The 22,919-nt window shown below is 64.6% G+C and carries 13 protein-coding genes; 9 read left to right on the plus strand and 4 right to left on the minus strand.

All coding sequences use genetic code 11. The annotated features are described in order from the left end of the window. The 4 genes from FW796_RS31145 to FW796_RS31160 form a co-directional block, all read left to right on the plus strand. Positions 1-523 (plus strand): DUF2345 domain-containing protein (locus FW796_RS31145; protein WP_446440648.1); only part of this gene is annotated, 523 nt, incomplete at its 5' end. After that, complete coding sequence (locus FW796_RS31150) at positions 520-2,229, plus strand: esterase/lipase family protein (RefSeq protein WP_404937354.1); 1,710 nt, start codon at positions 520-522, stop codon at positions 2,227-2,229. The genes FW796_RS31145 and FW796_RS31150, both read left to right, overlap by 4 nt. Further along, positions 2,226-3,377, plus strand: coding sequence for a T6SS immunity protein Tli4 family protein (locus tag FW796_RS31155; protein WP_404937355.1), 1,152 nt, complete (start codon positions 2,226-2,228; stop codon positions 3,375-3,377). Before FW796_RS31150 ends, FW796_RS31155 begins: the two co-directional genes overlap by 4 nt. 169 nt (positions 3,378-3,546) lie before the next feature. Then, positions 3,547-4,557, plus strand: a complete 1,011-nt coding sequence (locus tag FW796_RS31160) for a T6SS immunity protein Tli4 family protein (protein WP_446440649.1) — start codon at positions 3,547-3,549, stop codon at positions 4,555-4,557. Between the two features lie 196 nt (positions 4,558-4,753). Here the strand turns inward: FW796_RS31160 and FW796_RS31165 are convergent, their stop codons facing one another. Continuing rightward, positions 4,754-5,140, minus strand: a complete 387-nt coding sequence (locus FW796_RS31165) for a DUF6124 family protein (RefSeq protein WP_210672348.1) — start codon at positions 5,138-5,140, stop codon at positions 4,754-4,756. Between the two features lie 1,197 nt (positions 5,141-6,337). Here FW796_RS31165 and FW796_RS31170 point away from each other — a divergent pair. The 4 genes from FW796_RS31170 to FW796_RS31185 all read left to right on the plus strand — a co-directional run bounded on the left by FW796_RS31170 (position 6,338) and on the right by FW796_RS31185 (position 18,653). Further along, a complete protein-coding gene (locus FW796_RS31170) occupies positions 6,338-15,028 on the plus strand; it encodes a GH36-type glycosyl hydrolase domain-containing protein (RefSeq protein WP_446440650.1) in 8,691 nt (2,896 codons plus the stop codon). 68 nt (positions 15,029-15,096) lie between these two features. Then, positions 15,097-15,840 (plus strand): Crp/Fnr family transcriptional regulator, encoded by a 744-nt coding sequence (locus FW796_RS31175; RefSeq protein ID WP_346636131.1) that lies wholly within the window; start codon positions 15,097-15,099, stop codon positions 15,838-15,840. A gap of 114 nt (positions 15,841-15,954) precedes the next feature. Continuing rightward, on the plus strand, positions 15,955-17,169 hold the full coding sequence (locus FW796_RS31180; protein WP_446440651.1) for an amidase family protein: 1,215 nt from the start codon (positions 15,955-15,957) through the stop codon (positions 17,167-17,169). 83 nt (positions 17,170-17,252) lie between these two features. Continuing rightward, positions 17,253-18,653 (plus strand): flavin monoamine oxidase family protein, encoded by a 1,401-nt coding sequence (locus tag FW796_RS31185; RefSeq protein ID WP_446440652.1) that lies wholly within the window; start codon positions 17,253-17,255, stop codon positions 18,651-18,653. Between the two features lie 37 nt (positions 18,654-18,690). On the opposite strand, the gene FW796_RS31190 is transcribed toward FW796_RS31185, so the two are convergent. From FW796_RS31190 to FW796_RS31200, 3 genes are all read right to left on the minus strand, one after another. Beyond that, entirely contained in the window at positions 18,691-19,602 is a 912-nt protein-coding gene (locus FW796_RS31190) for a universal stress protein (RefSeq protein ID WP_346636134.1), read from the minus strand. A 90-nt stretch (positions 19,603-19,692) separates the two neighbouring features. Beyond that, positions 19,693-20,766 carry an NAD(P)-dependent alcohol dehydrogenase gene (locus tag FW796_RS31195; RefSeq protein WP_346636135.1) on the minus strand — a complete coding sequence of 358 codons (1,074 nt, stop codon included), beginning with the start codon at positions 20,764-20,766 and terminating at the stop codon, positions 19,693-19,695. 148 nt (positions 20,767-20,914) lie between these two features. Continuing rightward, complete coding sequence (locus FW796_RS31200; protein WP_446440653.1) at positions 20,915-22,042, minus strand: MFS transporter; 1,128 nt, start codon at positions 22,040-22,042, stop codon at positions 20,915-20,917. A 100-nt stretch (positions 22,043-22,142) separates the two neighbouring features. On the opposite strand from FW796_RS31200, the gene FW796_RS31205 reads away from it, so the two are divergent. Continuing rightward, positions 22,143-22,907 carry an AraC family transcriptional regulator gene (locus FW796_RS31205; RefSeq protein ID WP_346636137.1) on the plus strand — a complete coding sequence of 255 codons (765 nt, stop codon included), beginning with the start codon at positions 22,143-22,145 and terminating at the stop codon, positions 22,905-22,907. Positions 22,908-22,919: the final 12 nt, after the last annotated feature.

Consider the following 22,919-nt stretch of genomic DNA (forward strand, 5'->3'; position numbering starts at 1 on the left):
GGGCCTGTTCGCCCAGAGCGGCGAGATGCGCCACATCAGCCACCAGGGGCCGATGTTGTTGCAGGCGCAACAGAACAGCATTCGCCTGGAAGCGGATCAGAGCGTGGAAGTCAGTGCAAGCAAGCAGCACGTGCTGGTGTCTGCCAAGGAGCACATCACCCTGATGTGCGGCGGGGCTTACCTGACGCTCAAGGGCGGCAATATCGAGCTGGGCATACCGGGCAATTTCACGGTCAAGGCGGCCAAGCACTCCTCTATCGGTCCCGCACATGCCTCGACCACGTTCAACTCATGGGAGTCGACCCCGTTCAATGACGCCTATGTGCTGCGTGATGAAATCACCCTTGACCCCCTGGCAAACACCACCGTAGAACTGCGGCGCGGCGACGGTGGGGTCACCACCCTCACGACCGACGGACAAGGCCGTCTGCCCAGGCAGCAGGACCTGGCCATGGATCAAGTACAGATGCGCATTCTGGCCAAGGGAAAGAGTTCCAACGACGACAGGGAGTCCACTGCATGAGTAGCCAAGCAGCCGATAACACTGAGGACGTCATCATTCCTCGCTCGCGCGACAATCTGGGGCGACCGGTCTACAAGACCCAACTGACCCGCACCGAGGACCAGCGTGAAAAGGTCCTGCTGGCAAGACAGGCCGCGCCGATTCCGGTGATCTTCATTCCAGGCATCATGGGCAGCAACCTGCGTAACAAGGAGGACCAGAGCAAGGTCTGGAGTCCACCGAATGCCAGTTTTTGGCCCACTGATATCTTCCCCGCTCTCGCAGCCTTGGCTGTCTGGTGGGGCCGAGGCCCCAAGGATCGACAGATACTGCTAAAGCCGGAAAACGTCGAGGTGGATGATCGAGGCTCGATTGATACGGGCTCATCCGGCCTGAGCAAAGAGGCGGCGCGCATTCGTGGCTGGGGGACGGTGATGCGCAGCGCCTACAACCCGTTCATGGCCCTGATGGAGGGCCGCTTGGATAGCATCGTCAGCCGACAACAGATCCAGCAATGGTGGAACACTGAAAGCCTGCATGAACCCGCAGCCTATGGCGAAGAACTGGGGCAGGCGACGCCCCTCAGCGAAGACGAACTGCAACAGGCGGGCAAGTATCAATTCGACGTCTGGTGCGCCGGTTACAACTGGCTGCAATCCAACCGGCAGTCCGCCCTGGATGTGCGTGACTACATCGAGAACACCGTCCTCGCCCACTACCGCGAACACGCAAGCGTCAGCCCTGAGCAGGCGGATCAGATGAAGGTCATCCTGGTCACCCACTCAATGGGTGGGCTGGTTGCACGCTCCCTGACCCAATTGCACGGTTACAAACGAGTGCTTGGCGTGGTGCATGGCGTGCAACCGGCAATCGGTTCATCGGCCATCTACCACCACATGCGCTGCGGCTATGAAGGTATTGCCAGCATCATCCTTGGCTATAACGCAGGCGAAGTGACCGCAGTGGTGGCCAATGCCCCAGGGGCGCTGGAACTGACGCCTAGCAACGAGTATCGGGAAGGTCGCCCCTGGTTGTTCCTGTGCGATGCCCAGGGGCAGGTCATCAAGGATATGGAGGGAAAACCCCGCGCCTATCCGCAGAACCAGGATCCTTACGAGGAAATCTATAAGAGCACTGCCTGGTATGGGTTGGTGCCGGAGCAAAACACTAAGTATTTGGATATGTCGAAAAGCAAAAATGTAAAGGGAAGCTCTCGAATAAAGTTCGAAAAGAAAATTGAAGCTGTTGCCAAGTTTCATTCGGATTTGGCTGTGCAAGGCTACCACCCTGAAACCTATGCCCACTACGCAGCGGATGATGACCGTCACAGTTGGCGCGACATGATATGGCAAGGCGACCCTGCTCCTCTGGAAACACCCGGTTCCGCGCTCAAGGATAACGAAACCGGCAGCTACAGCAGTTGGTTTCGCCGTGGATTGCCGGTCATTGTACCGACGCTTGAAACTTGGACGGTCAAGGAGGAAGACCAGTCTGGCAGTGGTGGCGACGGCACAGTGCCAACCGACTCCGGGCAGGCCCACAAGAAGGCGGGTATCAAGGCCAGCTTCCGCCAGGGCAGCAAAGGCAAGGGACAGTACAACACCGAAAAGGGCTACGAACACCAAGAAAGCTACAACGACAGGCGAGCCCAGTGGGCCGCGCTTTATGGCGTGATCAAGATCGCTCAGTTGGCTGACTGGCACCCCGACGACAAGGGGGGCTTATGACACTCACTCGTCGCTTGTTTACTGTTTTTGGCCTGGTCGCTTTAACCAGTGTGACCAGTTGTACTTCGTTTTCATCTTCTCGGAGTCCCACCATGGACAAAACCGGATGGATTACTCATTGCTACGGACGCTTTCTAATTGATTTACCGCCCCAGGCAGAGATCAATGCTGGCTACTACCTGTGGGGCGACAATATCAAAGCGCTCGACGATACCCCTGCCGCCCTAGCAATCAGAATCGATAAGCGTGAACAGAAACTAAAAAGTGAACGCCATAGCAAAACACAAGAGAGCATGTTTCTAAGGCGGACTGAACATCAAAATGGTTCAGTTAGCCTGTGGTCATGGGATTCAACAGCTAGCACCTTGTCATACAGAGTTGATTCATATTTGGTGACACCACTAAAAAGCTCTGTCTATTACTATTCGGGAGAAGTTACTTATGACAGAGAGAAAAGAGGATTAGAAATAGTTAATGATTTAGCCCGTAACCTACGCTCTCGCTCTCCCAACGAAATCCCCGCCGAACCAGGATTCTGTATCGACCGGGCTTATATCGCGGGTGACAGCTTTCAAAGTGAAAACTTCGGGATTGGCGTGACCTTCCCGGAACACCCTAGAACCTTTTTGTCATTCAGATCCAGCACCGGAGCCGAGGAAGATCGGTTACTGGATCGAGTGAGTGGCTTTCTGATGGGTGCGGCAAAGATGGTTGCAGGCATCGAGACCCTGCGCAAAAGAGAGCGTGGCGGTGCAATTCCCGCGGATGAGTACCTGCTGGCGGGCAGCGCAAAGGGGCAACGCACCTACACCTTCCTCTGGGAAGCCCAGGGCAAGGACGAGTCGGTCAACGAGCCCCATCTCAAGGCGGAGCTGAGCGTAGAGGAAGCTGACGTCGATGACGTTGCCCCCCCACCAGTTCCCGCTTTCAAGTCAGATAAAGCAGCACTGGAACTGTGGGATGCCATCATCGATTCGATTCGCCTGCGTCCGGTATCGGCTACTGGACGCGACGAACATGCTGGCACGCCCTCCCCGCCTAAAGGTCCGCAACGGATGGCCAACAATCCATCGGTAGATGATGACTACGCCCTGGGAGAGTTCCTCGCTGAGCTGAAGCCTAAAGATAACTGGATGGATGATTTGTGAGTTTCTCAAGGAAGAGAGAAATGTTGCAGGTGCTAGAGCGACGGAGCCTTGAACGCAAGGGTTGCACACCAAAAGCGCTACCACAGCACACTCGCCAATGGGCCGCATTATCCGACGTGATCAAGATCGCTCAATTGGCAGACTGCCAGCTGGATGCCAAGGAGGGTTTATGAAGCGCACTCACTGCCTACTAACGACCCTTGGTCTTATTGCCATGACTAGCGTTATCAGCTGCACATCGATTTTTTCTTCTCGGAGCCCGGCCATGGACAAGAGTGGATGGATTACTCATTGCTACGGACGCTTTCTGATCGATCTGCCGCCACAGGCTGAGATCAAAGCTGGGTATGACTTGTGGGGCATAAAAATTAAGGGGCTTGAAGATACTCCTACCTCCTTAGCGGCCAAGATCGATCAGCGCGAGATGGAGCTGAAGAGTCAAAAACATAAAAAGATACAGAGCAGCATGTTTCTTCGTCGAGTAGATCTTGGCGAAGGAGCTACAGGGCTACTCTCTTGGAGCTCAGATGCCAGCACGGAAATGTATCGGTTAGACACTTACCTGGTGTCTAAACCAGAAGGGCGGACATACTACCGAAAAGGAGAAATATCAGTTGATAGAGAGCACCGCGGCATTGAAATCGCTACCTCTCTGGCCCGCAACCTACGCTCTCGCGTCCCCAACGAGATCCCCACCGAACCAGGATTCTGTATCGACCGGGCCTACATCGCGGGTGACAGCTTTCAAAGTGAAGGCTTCGGGATTGGCGTGACCTTCCCGGAACACCCTAGAACTTTTTTGGCATTCAGATCCAGCACTGGAGCCGAACGTGATCGGTTACTGGATCGAGTGAGTGGCTTTCTGATGGGCGCGCTGAAGATGGTTGCGGGCATCGAGACCCTGCGCAAAAGAGAGCGTGGCGGTGCCATTCCCGCCGATGAGTACCTGCTGGCAGGCAGCGCAAAGGGGCAGCGTACCTACACCTTCCTCTGGGAAGCCCAGGGCAAGGACGAGTCGGTCTACGAGCCCCACCTCAAGGCGGAACTGAGCGTGGAGGAAGCTGACGTCGATGACGATGCCACGCCTCCGGCTCCCGCTTTCAAGTCCGATAAAGCAGCACTGGAACTGTGGGATGCCATCATCGATTCAATTCGCCTGCGTCCGGTATCGACGCCTTAAAGCGATGGCAATGACCGGATGCTCAAGGCTGCAATACTGCAGAAGCAGCCTTGAGCAAAGACCCTGAAAGGGCTGGCCTTAGCGGCAAAATCCTAAGCCGGCGTTACCGCAGCAACGGGTATGTCTCCCCATCCGTGTCGCCACCTCGCCGACGGCCAGCACACTCTGATTTGAAGAAGACCGGGGGACTCGGGCTTTACGAGCGCGGCTCGTCCGAGCATGAGCAGAGACTTCGCGGGCTAGCGTCCAGCAACGCCTCCACCACCGCCCGGGCCATCTCCACGGAATGCACCATGGACCAGATCAGCCCGCGCTCGATGCCGCTGCCCTGCTGGGTGATTTCATCGCAGACCTCTTCGGCGCATTTGAGCAACAACGACACATGCACCAACGCCTCTTCAGCACTGACGCCTGGGCGCACGCTGAACAGCGAGTCGGCAGAAACAGGTTTGGCTTGGGTGTTGCGCTGGAACAGCGCGGGGTCCTGCGGTTGCCGGGCCAGAGCCACGCGCAAGGTGGCATTGGCGGCCTTGAGTTCGGGATCGCGATAGGACGTGGGTGGATCGGGGACAATCTTTTTCATGGTCAAACTCCTTGCAGATAAAAGGAGCCGACACCGTTCGCTTGCACACGAATAAGGTGGCAGCCGTACGCAGGTGTGCAAGACCGAGTCTGCAAGGACACCCGGCAGATCCGAAGATCTCCCACGCACGGCCGCCATAACGCAGCGGACATGAAAACGATCAATCAGTGCTGATCGTTTGTGCGCCTTTGCAGAGTTCGGACTTGCACATCCGAGCCATCGATTTGGCGATGGCTCCGGCACCCTAGCCCGCCCATCAGGCGCATTCAAGCGGCCGGCAGTTTCTCGGATTTGCCTTACAAAAGAAAGCGAATCGGCGTAGTTCCAAGCACCTTTCAGCACTCTCTGAAACAGCCAAAGATGTGTGGCGATAGCGTTTGCCCCCGCTGGTTAGCTTGTCAGCAACCAGCCCGCTCACAGTCCCGCCGCCCTGTTTTCGTATCAGCGATGTGCCTGATGTACCGCGCCGACTGGCCGGGCGATGCTCGCCCGTTCGCAGCCTTCGGCAGCTCCTACAAGGGAAGGTGCCCCCCATTCCCGCTCCAGGCCGGCCGCAAGGCCGCCGTCACGCTCTTGATTTTGATCTGAGCGCCCCGTTAACCACGATGGCCGAACGCAGGCATTGAGCCGTGGGTAACCCGGCAGGGATGCCGGGTTAGCCGCCACCCGGCCAGGGATGGCCGGTGGCGGCGGCCCACGGCTCAATGCCGGAGTTCGGGCATGCCGAGCCTAGGCGAGGCACCGAGTGGAGGGGCAAGAGCGTTTTGCTTACTTTTGTCTGGGCCGGCATTCCGGATTTTCAAAAGTGAGTCGCTGTAAGAGCGAAACCATAAGTGGTCGTTACCGCATCAACGGATATGTACACAGCCCACCGCTGTAAGAGCGAAACCGCCAGCAACCACACCCGCAGCAACGGATATGCCCACCAACAAGACCGCACCCTCAGGTTCCACAACCGCTACGCCCCCAAACAGGATCAAGCCCCCTCGCCACACCAAGCCACCCAGCAGCAATACATGATCATCCGCCTATGTGCCCCAACGCACAGACACCCTCCCCCACTCCCGCCACCGTCAAGGTTGCAGCTTTTTGCCTGAAACGTTCGTCGCGACGGTGCATCGATTTGACCGCACGCCCCGCTCCCGGCCCTCCCTCGCACCCCGTGCCGAGGGACGGCTCTGTTATGCCAAGGAAAACATGGACAGTCATTGGACCCACGCATTCCTGAGGTTCTGGCGTCTGCCCGCCGCCAGATACGGCCAATGGAAGGCCTCGCGCAACAGCATCGAATACGAAGCACCGCTGCGCTCGGAATTGTTCAGCAGTGAACAGATGGCCAGCCACGGTACCCTGCTGGCGCAACAGCACCGCCTGAGCCAAAGCCGCAACCCCGACTGGCTGCTGGCACGCCTGGCGGACAACGCCAGCGCCCTGGCCAGTTGTTGCAAAAGCCTGACCGCCGCCACCGGCAGCTCGCCCCGGGCCACCCCCGCCGCCGAATGGCTGCTGGACAACTACTACCTGCTGGAAGAACAGATCCGCATCACCCGCACCCACCTGCCCCGAGGCTACAGCCGGCAATTGCCGCGCCTGGCCAACGGCCAGTCGGCGGGCCTGCCACGGGTCTACGACATCGCCCTGGAAACCATTTCCCACGGCGACGGCCGGGTCGACAGCGAAAGCCTGGGACGCTTCGTCGACAGCTACCAGAGCGTCACCCCGCTCAAGCTCGGCGAGCTGTGGGCGATTCCCATCATGCTGCGCCTGGCCTTGATCGAGAACCTGCGGCGCGTGGCCTTCCGGGTCATGGCCAACTGGAGTGAGCGCAATCTGGCCAACGACTGGGCCGACCGCCTGATGGAAACCGCCGAGCAGGACGCCAAGAGCGTGGTGCTGGCCGTGGCCGACATGGCGCGCTCGGCACCGCCCATGAGTGCCGCCTTCGTCGCCGAACTGGCGCGGCGCCTGCAGGGCCAGAACGCCGCCCTGGTGCTGCCCCTGGCCTGGATCGAGCAACTGCTGGGGGAAACCGGGTTGAACATCGAGCGTCTGGTGCAGCTCGACGCCCAACAGCAAGCCGCCGATCAGGTGTCCATCAGCAACAGCATTTCCAGCCTGCGCCTGCTCTCGGCCAGCAACTGGCGCGAGTTCGTCGAGCTGATGAGCCGGGTCGAACAGGTGCTTCAGGACGACCCGGCCCAGGTCTACCGGCGCATGGACTTCGCCACCCGCGACCATTACCGGCATGTGCTCGAACGCCTGGCACGCCACTGCCCCCTCAGTGAAGAACAGGTGGCCCGCCAGTGCATCGAACTGGCCCGGGCCCACTACCGCGTCGACGACCCGGAAGCCGTGGCCGGACACGTCGGGCATTACTTGATCGGTGCCGGACGCCGCACCCTGGAACAACAGATCGGCGCTCGGGTGCCCCTGGCCGAACGTGGCCGGCGTCTGCTGACCCAGGCGCCCCTGGGCTTTTTCCTGGGGCCGGTGATGCTGCTCTCGGCGCTGTTCGCCTGGCCGTTTCTCGACACCCTGTACCAGGAAGCCAGCCCCGGCCATTACTGGCTGGCACTGTGGGCGGTACCGGCGCTGTTGCTCGCCAGCCGCTTGGCCATCGGCCTGATCAACGGCCTGGTGACCCTGACCGTGGCCCCGGGCATTCTGCCGCGCCTGGACTACAGCGAAGGCATCGCCCCCCGCGCCCGGACCCTGGTAGCGGTGCCCTGCCTGATCGGCAGCGCAGCGGATATCGAGGAACTGGTGGAAGGCCTGGAAGTGCGCTTCCTGGCCAACCGCGACGCCCAGCTGTATTTCGCCCTGCTCAGCGACTTTCTCGACGCTCCCAGCGAAACCCTGGACAGCGACGCGGCCCTGTTGCTGCTGGCCCGGCAACGGATCGAAGCGCTGAACCTTAAATACCCCGAAGAAGCCGTGGACCGCTTCTACCTGCTGCACCGGCCACGGCTGTGGAACGCCGCCGAACACTGCTGGATGGGCCATGAACGCAAGCGCGGCAAGCTCGAAGACCTCAATGCCCTGCTGCGCGGCCGGGGCCAGGAGCGCTTCTCGCTGATCGTCGGCGATATCCAGGCCCTGCCCAGCATCACCTACGTGATCACCCTGGACAGCGACACCCAACTGCCCCGGGACGTGGCCCAGCAATGCGTGGGCGCCATGGACCACCCACTGAACCGGCCCCAGACCGACCCGCTCAGCGGGCGCATCGTCAGCGGCTACGGGATTCTCCAGCCACGGGTCGGCATCAGCCTGTCGAGCACCGCGCGCAGCGCCTACTCCCGGCTGTTCGCCAGCGATGCCGGGATCGACCCCTATACCCGCGCGGTGTCGGACGTCTACCAGGACCTGTTCCAGGAAGGCTCCTTCGTCGGCAAGGGCATCTATGTCCTGGACACGTTCGAGCAGACCCTGGGCGGGCGCTTCGCCGACAACCGGATTCTCAGCCATGACCTGATCGAGGGCTGCTACGCCCGTTCCGGGCTGCTCAGCGATGTGCAGCTGTTCGAGGAATACCCGGCCCGCTACAGCGCCGACGTCAAGCGCCACCAGCGCTGGATTCGCGGCGACTGGCAACTGCTGCCCTGGCTCCTGCCCTGGTCGCCCAAGGCAGCCGGCGGCCTGGAAAGCAATCGCCTGAGCCCGCTGGCACGCTGGAAAATCCTCGACAACCTGCGCCGCAGCCTCGAGCCCCTGGCCTTGCTGAGCATGCTGTTGTGGGGCTGGCTGGGCTCCACCCAGCCCCTGGCCTGGACCCTGGCGGTGCTGATTGTGCTGCTGGTGCTGCCCCTGTCCGCCGCCTTGCGCGAGCTGGTGCACAACACCCCGGAAGTACCGTTGCTGCAACAACTGAACGCGGCCCTGGGCAGCGCCGGCCAGCACCTGTCTCGGGCCCTGTTGCCCCTGGCCTGGCTGCCCTATGAGGTCGCCTACAGCCTGGACGCCATGAGCCGCGCGCTGTGGCGCATGGGCATCAGCAAAGCTCATCGCCTGCAATGGCAACCCTCCCGGGAAGCCGAGCGCGGCCCGGATGACAACCTGCTGCAGCTGTACCGGCGGATGTGGATCGGTCCGCTCCTGGCCCCGCTGCTGACGGGGCTGCTGTGGCCGCGCCCGCAACTGCTGATGGCCGCGCCCTTGCTCCTGGCCTGGCTGGCCGGCCCGGCACTGGCCTGGTGGCTCAGCCGCCCTGCAAGCCAGGTGGCGTTCGAGCCCTCCAGCGGCCAACGGCGTTTCCTGCAGAGCCTGGCCCGCCGCACCTGGGGCTTTTTCGACCAGTACGTCGGCCCCGAGGACAACTGGCTGGCTCCGGACAACCTGCAGGAGCAGCCGCAGCGCCGCATCGCCCATCGCACCTCGCCAACCAACCTCGGGCTGGCCCTGCTGGCCCATCTGGCGGCCCACGACTTCGGCTACCTGAGCAGCCGCCGGCTGATGCAGCGCCTGGAGCAGATGCTGGCCAGCATGGGCCGGCTGGAACGCTACCGCGGGCACTTCTACAACTGGTACGACACCCAGAGCCTGCAACCCCTGCCGCCGCGCTACGTGTCCACCGTGGACAGCGGCAACCTGGTGGGCATGCTGCTGACCCTGCGCCCCGGCCTGCAGGCCCTGGTGGATAGCCCACCGGCGCTGCTGCAGATCGCCAACGGCCTGCTGGACAGCCTCGATGTGTTCCAGGACGCCCTCACGGCGGCCGGCCAGGACACCGCCCCGGTGCTGCGCTGGCGCCTGGAAACCCGCGCCGTGCATGAGCACCTGAGCCTGCACGCCGACGTGGCTCCGGATGCCTTGCTGGGGCTGCTGCAACGCATTGCCGAAAGCACCGACCAGGCGCAGACCACAACGACGGACGATGTGGAGTTCTGGCGCCAGGCGCTGGCCGCGCAATGCCGTGACCTGCATGACGAACTGCAATGGCGCTGCCTGCCGCCCATGGCCGACGGCCGCCGCTTCGGCACCCTGAGCTGGCGCCAGCTGGCCCAGCTGGACGCCGGATTCTGGCTGCCGATGCACCACGAGCGGATCGCCGCCGTGCAGGAGCTGGCCCTGGAGCGCATCAGTTGCCTGAGTCGATTGCTGGAAGCGGTAGCCAGCATGGCGCAGATGGACTTCGGCTTTCTCTACGAAACCCGTCGTCACTTGCTGGTGATCGGCTACAACGCCGACGAGCACCGCCTGGATGCCGGCTACTACGACCTCTTGGCCTCGGAAGTGCGCCTGACCCACTTTGTCGCCATCGCCCAGGGGCAACTGCCCCAGGAAAGCTGGTTTGCCCTGGGCCGCCTACTCACCAGCAGCGCCGGCACCCCGGTGCTGCTGTCCTGGACCGGCTCGATGTTCGAATACCTGATGCCGATGCTGGTGATGCCCAGCTACCAGGGCACCCTGCTGGACCAGACCTGCCGCGCCGCGGTGGCCCTGCAGATCGAGTACGGCCAGCAACTGGGCCTGCCCTGGGGCGTGTCCGAGTCGGGCTACAACACCCTCGACAGCCAGTTCAACTACCAGTACCGGGCGTTCGGCGTGCCGGGCCTGGGGCTCAAGCGTGGCCTCGGCGCGGAACGGGTGGTGGCGCCCTATGCCAGCGTCCTGGCGCTGATGGTGGCGCCCCAGGCCGCCTGCCAGAACCTGCAGCGCCTGGCACAGCTGGGGCTGGGTGGACGCTTTGGCCTCTATGAAGCCGTGGACTACACCGAATCGCGCCTGCCCCGGGGCCAGGACCATGCCGTGGTGCAGTCGTTCATGGCTCACCACCAGGGCATGAGCTTGCTGGCCCTGGCCTGGTTGCTGCTGGATCAGCCCATGCAGCGGCGTTTCGAATCCGATCCGCAGTTCCAGGCCATCGCCCTGCTGCTTCAGGAACGGGTACCGAAAACCGCCGCCCAATACCTGCACGCCGCCGGAGCGCCTGCGGCCGACGAAGCGGCCCGGGCCCACGAGAACAAACTGCGGGTGTTCGCCGACCCGGACCGCAAGCGTCCGGCCGTGCAACTGCTGTCCAACGGTCACTACCACCTGATGCTCAGCAGTGCCGGTGGCGGCTACAGCCGCTGCAACGAACTGGCGGTGACCCGCTGGCACGAGGACCCGACCCGGGATCACTGGGGGCAGTTCTGCTACCTGCGGGACGTGGCCAGCGGCGACTTCTGGTCCGCGGCCTACCAGCCGACCCGACGCCGCCCAGAGAGTTTCGAGGCGATCTTCACCGATGCCCGGGCCGAATTCCGGGTGCGGGAACGGGACTTCGACAGCCACATGGAAATCGTCGTGTCACCCGAGGACCCCATCGAACTGCGCCGCTTGCACCTGTGCAACCGTGCCCGGGGGCGCCGCAGCATCGAGCTCACCAGCTACGCCGAAGTGGTCCTGGCCCCGGCCCAGAGCGATGCGGCCCATCCGGCCTTCAGCAACCTGTTCATCGAGACCGAACTGCTGCCCAGCCTGCAGGCCATTGTCTGCAGCCGCCGGCCACGGGCCCAGGAGCAAGCCGTGCCCTGGATGTGCCACCTGCTGGCGGCCCACGGTGTGGACATCGACGCCATCTCCTATGAAACCGACCGCGCACGCTTTATCGGCCGCGGCCGGGATCTGGCCTCGCCCCTGGCCATGGACCCGCAGATCGAACGGCTCTCGGGGACCGACGGCTCGGTGCTGGACCCGATCGTGGCGATCCGCTGCCGGATCACCCTCGATCCCGGCCAGAGCGCCACCATCGACCTGGTGACCGGAGTCGCCGACAGCCACGAACAGTGCCTGCAACTGATCCACAAATACCGTGACCGGCACCTGGCGGACCGGGTCTTCGACCTGGCCTGGACCCACAGCCAGGTGCTGTTGCGCCAGCTCAACGCCTCGCTGGCCGAAGCCCGGCTGTTCCAACAGATGGCCGCGTCGCTGCTCTACGCCAACGCCACCCTGCGGGCCGACACCAGCCTGCTGCTGGCCAACCGCCGCAGCCAGTCCGGGCTCTGGGGCCAGGGCATTTCCGGGGACCTGCCGATCGTCCTGCTGCAAGTGGGCGACCTGGCCAACATTACCCTGGTGCAGCAGTTGATCAAGGCCCACGCCTACTGGCGGCAGAAAGGCCTGGCGGTGGATCTGGTGATCTGGAACGAGGATCAGGTGGGCTACCGTCAGCAGCTCCAGGACCTGATCATGGGCCTGGTGACTTCCGGCAGCGAAGCCAGCCTGATCGACCGTCCCGGAGGCATCTTCGTGCGTCCGGCCCAGCAACTGTCCGGCGAAGACCGCATCCTGATGCTGGCAGTGGCGCGCCTGGTGATCAGTGACAGCCGCGGCAGCCTGGCCGAGCAGGTCCATCGGCGCCGTGCCGACCCGTCGCTGCCGCGTCTGGAGGCGCCCCTGGTGCGCCTGCCACAGCCGGCCAGCAATGCCCCGGCAGCCCCGCTGCCGGAGCTGATCCTGGAAACGCCCTTTGGTGGTTTCAGCAACGACGGCCGCGAATACCTGATCACCCTCAACCCCGGGCAACCCACCCCGGCGCCCTGGGCCAACGTGCTCGCCAACCCGCTGTTCGGCACGGTGATCTCGGAAAGCGGCGGCGCCTACAGCTGGCGCGAAAACGCCCACGAGTACCGCCTCAGCCCATGGCACGACGACCCGGTCAGCGACCCCAGTGGCGAGGCCCTGTACCTGCGTGACGAAGACAGCGGCCAGGTCTGGTCGCCCACTCCCCAGCCCTGCCCCGGCAACGGCAGCTATCGCACCCGCCATGGCTTCGGCTACAGCGTGTTCGAACATGAGGAGAACGGCATTCACAGCGAGTTGACGATCTATGTGGCGCTGCAGGCGCCGATCAAGTTCTCGCGGTTGAAGATCCGCAACCGCAGCGGCCGGCCACGGCGCCTGACGGTGACCAGCTACGTGGAATGGGTGCTGGGGGAATTGCGCGGCCGCTCGGCCATGCATGTGGTCACCGAAAGCGATCCGGTGAGTGGCGCCCTGTTCGCCCGCAACCCTTACAACATGGAGTTTTCCGGGCATGTGGCGTTTCTCGACACCGACTCCGCGGTGCGCAGCTTTACCGGCGACCGCAGTGAATTCATTGGCCGCAACGGCAGCCTCGCGGCGCCCGCCGCGCTGACCCGAGAGCGTTTGTCCGGACGTTCCGGCGCCGGTTTCGACCCCTGTGCGGCGATGCAGGTCGCGGTGGAACTGGCGGACGGCCAGAGCCAGGAAGTGCTGTTCCGCCTGGGGGCCGAGGTGGATGCCAAGGCCGCAACCCGACGGGTCCTGCAATACCGCGGTACGCAGATGGCGCAGAGCGAACTTGCCGCCGTGCATCAGCACTGGCAGCACAGCCTGGGCACGCTACAAGTGCGTACCCCGGACCCGGCTATCGATGTCATGGCCAACGGCTGGCTGATGTACCAGACCATCGCCTGCCGCTTCTGGGCCCGCAGCGGTTTCTACCAGTCCGGTGGCGCCATCGGCTTTCGCGACCAGTTGCAGGACAGCATGGCAATGATCCACGCCGAGCCGGCCCTGGCCCGCGAGCACCTGCTGCTCTGCGCCGCCCACCAGTACCCCGAGGGCGACGTCCAGCACTGGTGGCATCCGCCGCAGAATCGCGGGGTGCGCACCGGCTGTTCCGATGACTTCCTCTGGCTGCCCCTGGCCACCAGCCGCTACGTGCAGATCACCGGCGACCGCAGTGTGCTGGAGGTCGAGGTGGGTTACCTGGAAGGTCGTCTGCTCAATCCCGGCGAAGAGTCCTACTACGACCTGCCACAAGCCTGCGGGCTGCGGGAAAGCCTCTACCGCCACTGTCAACGGGCCATTGAGCACGGCAGCCGGCGCGGCGTCCACGGCTTGCCGCTGATGGGCACCGGGGACTGGAACGACGGCATGAACCGCGTCGGCGAGCGGGGCCTGGGGGAAAGCGTGTGGCTGGGGTTCTTCAGTCACGAGGTGCTGCAACGGTTCGCCGTCACCGCCGAACAGCACAACGATCCGGCCTTCGCCCTGACCTGTCGCAATCAGGCCCTGGCCTTGCGCGCCGCCCTCGACAGCCAGGCCTGGGACGGACAGTGGTATCGCCGCGCCTGGTTCGACGACGGCCAGGCCCTGGGCACCGCCAACAACCTGGAGTGCCGCATCGACTCCATCGCCCAGAGCTGGTCGGTGTTGTCCGCGGCCGCCAGTGACGCCCGCCAGCACCAGGCCATGGAGTCCCTGGACCAGCATCTGGTCCGCCGGGACAGCGGCGTAGTGCTGCTGCTGGACCCACCGTTCGCCCACAGCCCACTGGACCCGGGCTATATCAAGGGCTATGTGCCCGGGGTGCGGGAGAACGGCGGCCAGTACACCCACGCGGCAATCTGGGCCAGCATGGCCTTCGCCCGCCTGGGGGACAGCGCCCGGGCCTGGGAACTGCTGCACATGATCAACCCGGTGAGCCGACGCAGCGCCGAGCAAGTGGCCACCTACCGGGTCGAACCCTATGTGATGGCCGCCGACGTCTATGGCGTGGCGCCCCACACCGGGCGCGGCGGCTGGAGCTGGTACACCGGCTCGGCGGGCTGGATGTACCGGCTGATCGTCGAGTCGTTGCTGGGGCTGCGGCGTGAAGGCGACCGCCTGTACATCGAGCCGGTGATCCCGGCTCATTGGCCCGGCTACAGCATGGACTACCGGTTTGGCGCGACGGTCTATCACATCGAGGTGCGGCAGAACCCCGGCGCCAGCCTCAGCCTGAGCCTGGACGGCCGCCCCCTGACGGGGCTGGCCATTCCGCTGCTGGACGACGGCACCACACGCCGGGTGTTGCTCACCTGGCCCGTCAACGTCCCACCGCCGCAGACCGGGCTTTCCCCGACAGCGGCCATCACCGAGTCGGCGCCATGACAGACACCGGGCAACGCCCTGGACTACCCTGAGTGAGCGCTGACGCCTTGCCATCCGGTGGTTCTGAGATGTTCGACAACCTTGGGCTCGGGCCCAATCACTTGCTCAACGCACTGCCGGCCGAGGTGCAGGAGCGCCTGCTGCCCCACCTCAAGCCAGTGCCCCTGGCCCTGGGCCAGGTGCTCTACGAGTCAGGGGATATCCCGCGCCACGTGTATTTCCCCACGGACGCGGTGGTGTCGCTGCTGTACCTGATGGAGAACGGCGCCTCGGCGGAAATCGCCGTGGTGGGCAACGAAGGGCTGGTGGGCGTGTCCCTGGTCATGGGCGGCGAGAGCACCACCAGCCGGGCCATCGTGCAAAGTGCCGGGCATGCCTTGCGCCTGCCCGGGCAGCGTCTCAAGGACGAATTCAACCGCCACGGCGAGATGCTCCTGCTGATGCTGCGCTACACCCAGTCGCTGATAACCCAGATGGCCCAGACCGCGGTGTGCAATCGGCACCACTCCATCGATCAGCAACTGTGCCGCTGGCTGCTGCTGTCCCTGGACCGCCTGCCGGGCAACCAACTGGTGATGACCCAGGAGTTGATCGCCAACATGCTCGGGGTGCGTCGTGAGGGCGTCACCGAGGCCGCCGGCAAACTGCAGCGCCAAGGCATCATCGAATACAGCCGGGGGCGCATCAACGTCCTCGACCGGCCACGCCTGGAACAGCACAGTTGCGAGTGCTACGCGGTGGTGCGCAAGGAGACCGCGCGGCTGCTGCCGTACCTGCCCCAGGCCGATCCGGGAGAAAAACCGCCGGACTGAAATTTCCTGATAGAAACCGGGCGTCAGAGGCGCAGAATCCTCGGCTGATCCTGCCTCGCCCGGCCCTGCGCCAGGCGGCTGCAGGCCGCTTTTTCTCCAGCCACGGCCAAGCCCATGACGCCCTCTACCTGCGCTGACAGTGGCGCCTTCGTCACTCGCCAGACCTTTGCCCCCTATGCTGGCGGCCCGCTCTCGGGGCTCAGCTTCGCGGTCAAGGACAACATCGACCTCAAGGGCCTGACCTGTACCTACGGCAGCCCGGCCTGGGGCGCGGCGCACCCACCGGCCAGCCACCACGCCTTGTGTGTCGAGCAGTTGCTCGGTGCCGGCGCCACCTGCCTGGGCAGCACGGTCAGCGATGAGTTCACCTACAGCCTGCAAGGGGAAAACCCGTTCTTTGGTACGCCCCTCAATCCCAAGGCCCCGGGACACATACCCGGAGGCTCGTCCAGCGGCTCGGCCTCGGCGGTGGCCTGCGGCCTGGTGGATTTTGCCCTGGGCACCGACTGCGCCGGCTCGGTGCGGGTGCCGGCCAGCTTCTGCGGGATCTGGGGCCTGCGCCCAACCCCGCAGCGCATCTCGGCCGCCGGCGTGCTGCCGTCGGTGCCCAGCGTCAGCACGGTGGGGGTCCTGGCCAATGGGCTCGACACCCTGAGCCGGGTCATGCCGGTGCTGCTCAGCAGTTGCACGCCAGCGCCCCAGCCCATCGGCACCCTGTATGTGCTGGAAGACGCCTTTGCCCTCGCCGACCCGAAGATCCAGGCCCGGCTGCGGGCGGTCATTCGGGCGTTGCAGGCGCGGGTGCCGGTCGTGGTCAAACCCCTGACCTTCGCTCAACTGGTCAAGGGCGACTGGGACCTGAAAGCCTGCAATGAACAGGCGCTGCGTCTGCTGCAAAGCGCCGAGACCGGCAACTCCATCGGCCACTGGGTCAACACCTTCGAGCCACCATGCAGCCCCGGTTTCGAGGCCGCCTTCGCCAATGTCCGGCAGCTGGATCGCCGCCACATCAGCAGCGCATTGCGACACTGCGAACAGCTGTTTGCCGCGGTCAGCGCCTTTACCGCCAGCAACGACCTGTTCTGTTTCCCCACGGTGCCGCTACCGGTTCCGGGCAAGGGCCAGTTGCAGGCGCCCGAGGCGATCATGGACTTCTACGACCGTTGCATGGCCGTCAGCAGTTTTGCCGGAGTCGCGCGGCTACCGGAGCTGGCCATCCCGGTGGGCCGGGTCGAGGGACTGCCGGTGGGTCTGTCCCTGGCGGCGGGGCATTACCAGGACCTGTTCCTGCTGGACGCGGCCCGCGAGTTGTTTGCCGCCATCGATTGATTCCCGGCCCTGTGTGGCCTTCGAGGCGGGCGCTGTCTGGGGGCCTGCCGCTGACTCTCTTTCGACTCACAAGAGCACCGCCAATGTCACCACAACCTTTTGCAACACCCCGCCGTTTGCTGCCCGTGGCCCGGCCGACGTCCCTGCAAGCAGTGCCCGGCGCGGTCACCCGGGTGCTGGTGGTAGGCGCCGGATTCGCCGGCCTCGCCGCTGCCAATGCACTGATGACCGCCGGCATCGAGGTGCAGGTGCTGGAGGCCCGGCCACGGATCGGCGGCCGCACCCATACCCTGGCCCTGGGCAATTCCCGAGTGGATGCCGGCGGTTCGTGGATTCACGATCCCGAGGGCAATCCCCTGAGCCAGCTGGCCCGGTTCATGGCACTCGATACCCGGGCGTTCTGCATCGCCGAACTGTTTGCCGGCATGGCCCTGGTGGACCCGCAGGGACAACGCCTGGACCCGGCGCGGCGCGTGCAGATCCTCGAACTGGCGGACAGCCTCGAAGCCGAACTGATGCAGGACGCCGGGCAGTACCCGGCGGATCTGTCCCTGGAGCAGTGGCTGGAGCTGCGCGCACAGGACATCGCCGATCCCGACCTGCGGGACTGGGTGCAGTTTGTGATCAGGACCGGATTGCAGGCCGACCTGGCCGCGCCGGCCCGCGACATTGCCCTGCTCAACTACAGCCTGGAGTGCGATTACGAGGGCGCGGACCGCTGCATCAGCGGCGGTTACCTGAACCTGCTGCAAGGCCTGGCCGAGGGCCTGCCCATCAGCACCGACTGGCCGGTGGCGAAGGTCCGCAGCAATGCCTGGGGCGTGACCCTGGAGTGCAGCGACGGGCGTGTGGAAAGCGGCTCCCATGTACTGCTGAGCGTGCCGCTGGGGGTGCTCAAGGCCGAGGCCATCGAGTTTTCACCGGCCTTGCCGGCGCAAAAGAAGGCGGCCATACAGCGCCTGGGCTTTGGCCATTTCGAAAAGCTCCTGCTGAGTTTCGACCAGCCTTTCTGGCCCACAGGGCAAGCGGCGTGCAGCGGGTTGTTGATCAAGGACCATCCGCTGTTCCCCTACTGGATCGACGTGACGCCCCTCACCGGCACCCCGACCCTGGCGGCCCACGTCTCGGGGCCTCCGGCCCTGGAGCTGGCCAAGCTGGACGATCCGACCGCCCTGGCACTGGCCCTGGAGGCCCTGGCCACGGCCTGCGGCGGTTCGCTGCCGACACCGAGCGCGGTGCACCGAACCCACTGGTCGAGTGATCCCTACAGCCGCGGCGCCTACCTGCACCTGACGCCCCAGGCCTCGCTGGCCGACATCGCCCAGCTCGCAGCCCCCTATGGCCGGGTACTGCTGGCGGGCGAAGCCACCTCCTGCGAGCGTTACGGGTATGTCGATGGCGCCTATTGCTCAGGGCTGCGAGAAGCCGCCCGATTGCTACCGAGGGTCGAACTGGCGGTGTCGATCGCCGAACCCGGGCACTGACCCGGGTCGTCTCAGGCTGCCCAGCACGCTGCGGTGCTCAGCTCGCGCCGCCTGACTTGACCGCCAGGATGCTGCCCGGCATCGAGTACAGGGCCCGTTCGGTGGTACTGCCGATCAAGCGGCCAAAGCCGGTGCGGTGCACGGTGCCCATGACCACCACGTCCACCAGGTATTCGTCGACGAACTGGGCGATGCCCGGCACCGGCGGTCCCATGATGAAGTGGCGAAATTCCTGGGGCACGTTGTGTTCATCGCCCAGGCGTTCGAATTCCTTGTGCAGGGATTCGCGCAACTCGTCCAGGCAATTGACGCTCCAGGCGGTGGACGCCACCGGCGCGACACCATCGAGCATCGGCATCAGGTCGTAGGCATACAGCAGGTGCAACTGTGCATCGCATTGCAGGGCCAGGGCGTTGGCGGTCTGGATGATCAGGCCATTGAGGCCGCTGATCTGGGTGTCGGACTGGGCCGGGTCGACGGCGGCGACAATGCGCCGGGGCAGTTTGTGCGGGGCATCGTTGACCAGATGCACCGGCACCGGGGCTTCACGCAGCAGGTGGCAATCCAGGGGGGTGACGAAAACGCGCTTGAGGGCCGATTCCAGGGTCACATCCTTGATCAGCAGATCGGGGCGGAATTCGCTGATGTAGTCCAGCATGTCCTTGAGCACCTGAGTGCTCCAGATCACCTGGGTGGTGACCTCCACGCCCTGCTCGCGCATCCATTGGGCTTCCACCTGCAGCCAGCGCTCATGGCGTTGCAGGTAGGCTTGGCGTTCACTGTCTTCCAGGTGCTCTTCCCACAGGTAGGTGCGCGCCGGTGGTTCGACGAACACCAGGGCATGCAAGGCCGCTCCGCTGGCCTTGGCCAGGGCGGTAGCGCGGCGCGCCGCAGGAGACTGGTGCTGCTGGGGATCGGCAATCAGCAACAGACGCTGGTACTGGCTCATGGTTGACCTCCTTGGACGTTGATGGGCCTGAGTGTCGAGGCAGACGGGCGCGGGCGCCTTGATGTGCATCAAGGACACCCGGCGCACGGATCAAGGTGTCACGGCAATCTTCATCACCCCGTCGCGCTGGCTGGCGAACAGCTCGTAGGCGGCTTCGATGTCATCCAGCTTGAAGCGGTGGGTAACCAGAGGCTTGAGGTCCACCTGGCCACTGGCGACCACTTCCATCAAGCGGCGCATGCGCTCCTTGCCGCCGGGGCACAGGGTACTGAGGATGCTCAGGTCGCCGAGTCCGGCGGCGTAGGCATCCAGCGGGATGCGCAGGTCGCTGGAATAGACCCCGAGGCTCGACAGCTTGCCGCCCGGGCGCAGCACCCGCAGCGCCGACTCGAAGGTGCCCTGGGTGCCCAGGGCCTCGATCGACACATCGACCCCGCGACCGTCGGTCAGATCCATGATCTGCTTGACCACGTCGCCCTGCTTGAAGTCCACCACGTGGGTCGCCCCCAGGCCCCGCGCCACGCTCATGCGCGCCGCCACGGTATCGACGCCGATGATGGTGGTGGCGCCCTTGAGCCGGGCCCCGGCCACCGCGCACAGGCCGATGGGCCCCAGGGCGAACACCGCCACGCTGTCGCCGATGTTGACCTCGGCGCGCTCGGCGCCGGAGAAACCGGTGGACATGATGTCCGGGCACATCAGTACTTCTTCGTCACTCAGACCGTCGGGAATCGGGCACAGGTTGGCCAGGGCGTCCGGCACCCGCACGTACTCGGCCTGGCAGCCGTCGATGGTGTTGCCGAACTTCCAGCCGCCGCTGGCGCGAAACCCGTGGCGGGTGTCCGGACCGTCCTGTGAGCCACAGCCACAGAGGCAGGCATAACTCTGGCCGCTAGGGGTGATGGCCCCGGCGATCACCCGCTGGCCCTCATGGAAACCGCGGACCTGGGAGCCCAGGCGCTCGATCACGCCCACCGGTTCGTGGCCGACGGTCAAGCCCTTGGCCACCGGGTATTCGCCCCGCAGGATGTGCACATCGGTGCCGCAGATCGTAGTGGTGGTGATACGCACCAGAGCGTCCAGCGGACCGATTTCGGGGATGTCCTTGTCTTCCAGCACGATGCGGTTCTTTTCCACGAATACCGCTGCTTTCATCTTGGCCATGTTGCCGATCTCCATTTCCGGGAAGGGGCTGCGCCGTTGCACAGATCTGCCAACAGGCTGCGCGGATGCGCCGGGCAACGGCTTGATCATGATCAAACAATGGACCCTTCAGGGGCGCTGCGGCGACCGCGTGTCGCAAACCCGACATTCACCTGCGACGCGCGCCCAGGCACAGCAACAGGGCCACCACGCCGCACAGGCAAAGGCTCAGCCCCAGGACCTGCCCCCAGCCCACCAGCAGCAGGCCGGCGCCGATCAGCAGGTAATAGAACAAGCCGAACCAGGCCCCGGCGCTGCCCAGCCGGTCGCTGTAGGCCGCCAGGGCCGAGCCGAGAATATTCGGGATCGCCAGGCCAAACCCCAGTACCACCCCGAACATCGGCAGTACCAGCCACAGGCTGTGCTGCAACGCCAGGACCCCGCCGCCCCCGGCCAACACCGCCAGGGCCGCCAATACCAGTAGCCGCTCGCTGCACCAGCCTCGGCCCAGCAGCCGGCGGTTTAGCCAGGCACCCAGGCCGGAGCCCAGGGCCAGCAACGCGCCGCTGTAGCCGAACCATTGCGCGCCCTGCCCCAGGCCACGGAACACAAAGGGCCCGAGGCTGTAATAGCTGAGCAAGGCCAGGTTGAACACCGCCACCAGCAGCGCCGAGCGCCAGATCGCAGGGTCCCGCAGCATCTGCCACAAGGTACCGGCCAGGGGCGCCAGAGGCTGCGCAAGCGGACGGGTTTCCGGCAAGGCCCGGGCGCACCAGCCGAGCAACGCCAGGGCCAGCACCAGCAACCCCGTCAGCGCGCCCTGATAGCCAAAAGCGCGGCTCAGGGCCGCCCCCACAAACAGACCAATGGCGGGGCTGGCCGCCAGCACCATGCCCATCAGCGAGAACACCCGGATCAGCTCGCGGCCCTGGAACAGGTCCCGCAACAGGGTCTGGGTCACCACGGAACAGGCGGCCACCCCCAGCGCCGCCAGGCCCTGGCACAGCAACAACTGGGCAAAGCTGCGAGCCTGCAACTCCAGGACCAGCGCCAGGGCATACAGCGCCAGCCCGCCGAGCAAGGCCGGGCGCCGCCCCCAGCGATCGCTCAGGCGTCCCCAGAGCACCACCCCCGGCGCGAAACCGAGGATAAACACCGACAGGCTCTGGGCCGCCTGCTGCGCAGGAACGCCAAAGACCCGGCCGATGTCGGTCAGGGCCGGGCTGAAGAGGGTCTGGGCGATCTGCGCAAACATCAGCAGGGCCATGGCCAGGGGCAACAGGGAACGGGGATTCATCAGGTGGGTGCTCGGCAAAAAAAACATGCCGGCGATTCTAGGCAGGCGACACTGGCGTATTATCGCAACCTGGCCAATAAACAGTGGAAATCGGACAAAGATGGCATGGCTCGATCCCCAGGCACGCTTCGACCCGGACCCCTTCAGCGCGCCGGTGATCGGCATTGCCGCTACCCTCGGCGATCATGATTCCGGCCTGCACCGGCACCGTCGCGGGCAACTGCTGTACACCCGCCAGGGCTGCACCCGGATCACCCTCGCCGACCGCCTGTGCCTGCTGCCTCCCTCGCGGGCGGCATGGATTCCCGGCGGGGTGCAGCACCGCGCGCAGATGCAACAGAGCGTGGATTACCGCTCGCTGTACTTCAGTGTTGAACTGAGTCCGCGCTTGCCTGCGGAGGTGGCGGTGATCGATGTCAGTCCCTTGCTGCGCGCCGTGCTGGAACCCATGGCCCTGGCGGCGTTCGATTGCGACTGGAGCCAGGGCCGCTACCCGCACCTGCTGGGCCTGTGCCTGGAGGAAATCGGCGCCGCGCTGCACCAGCCACTGTCCTTGCCCCTGCCTCGGGACAAGCGCCTGCAACCCTTGCTGGAAGACCTGCAGCGCCTGCCACCGGAGCTGCAGGTGCTGGCCACCCGGGTCGGCGCCAGCAGCCGCACCATCGGCCGCATCTTCCAGCGCGAGACGGGCCTGGGTTACCAGCAATGGCGTCAGCAATGGCGCTTGATGCGTGCCATCGAGCTGCTGGCCACCGGCCGCAGCATCGGTTACGCCGCCTTCGAACTGGGCTTTGCCAGTGACAGCATCTTTATCGCCTTTTTCAGGGCCATGACCGGCACCACGCCCCGGGCCTACTTCAAATGAGGAACCGCGACG

Source organism: Pseudomonas sp. 910_21 (assembly GCF_052850735.1).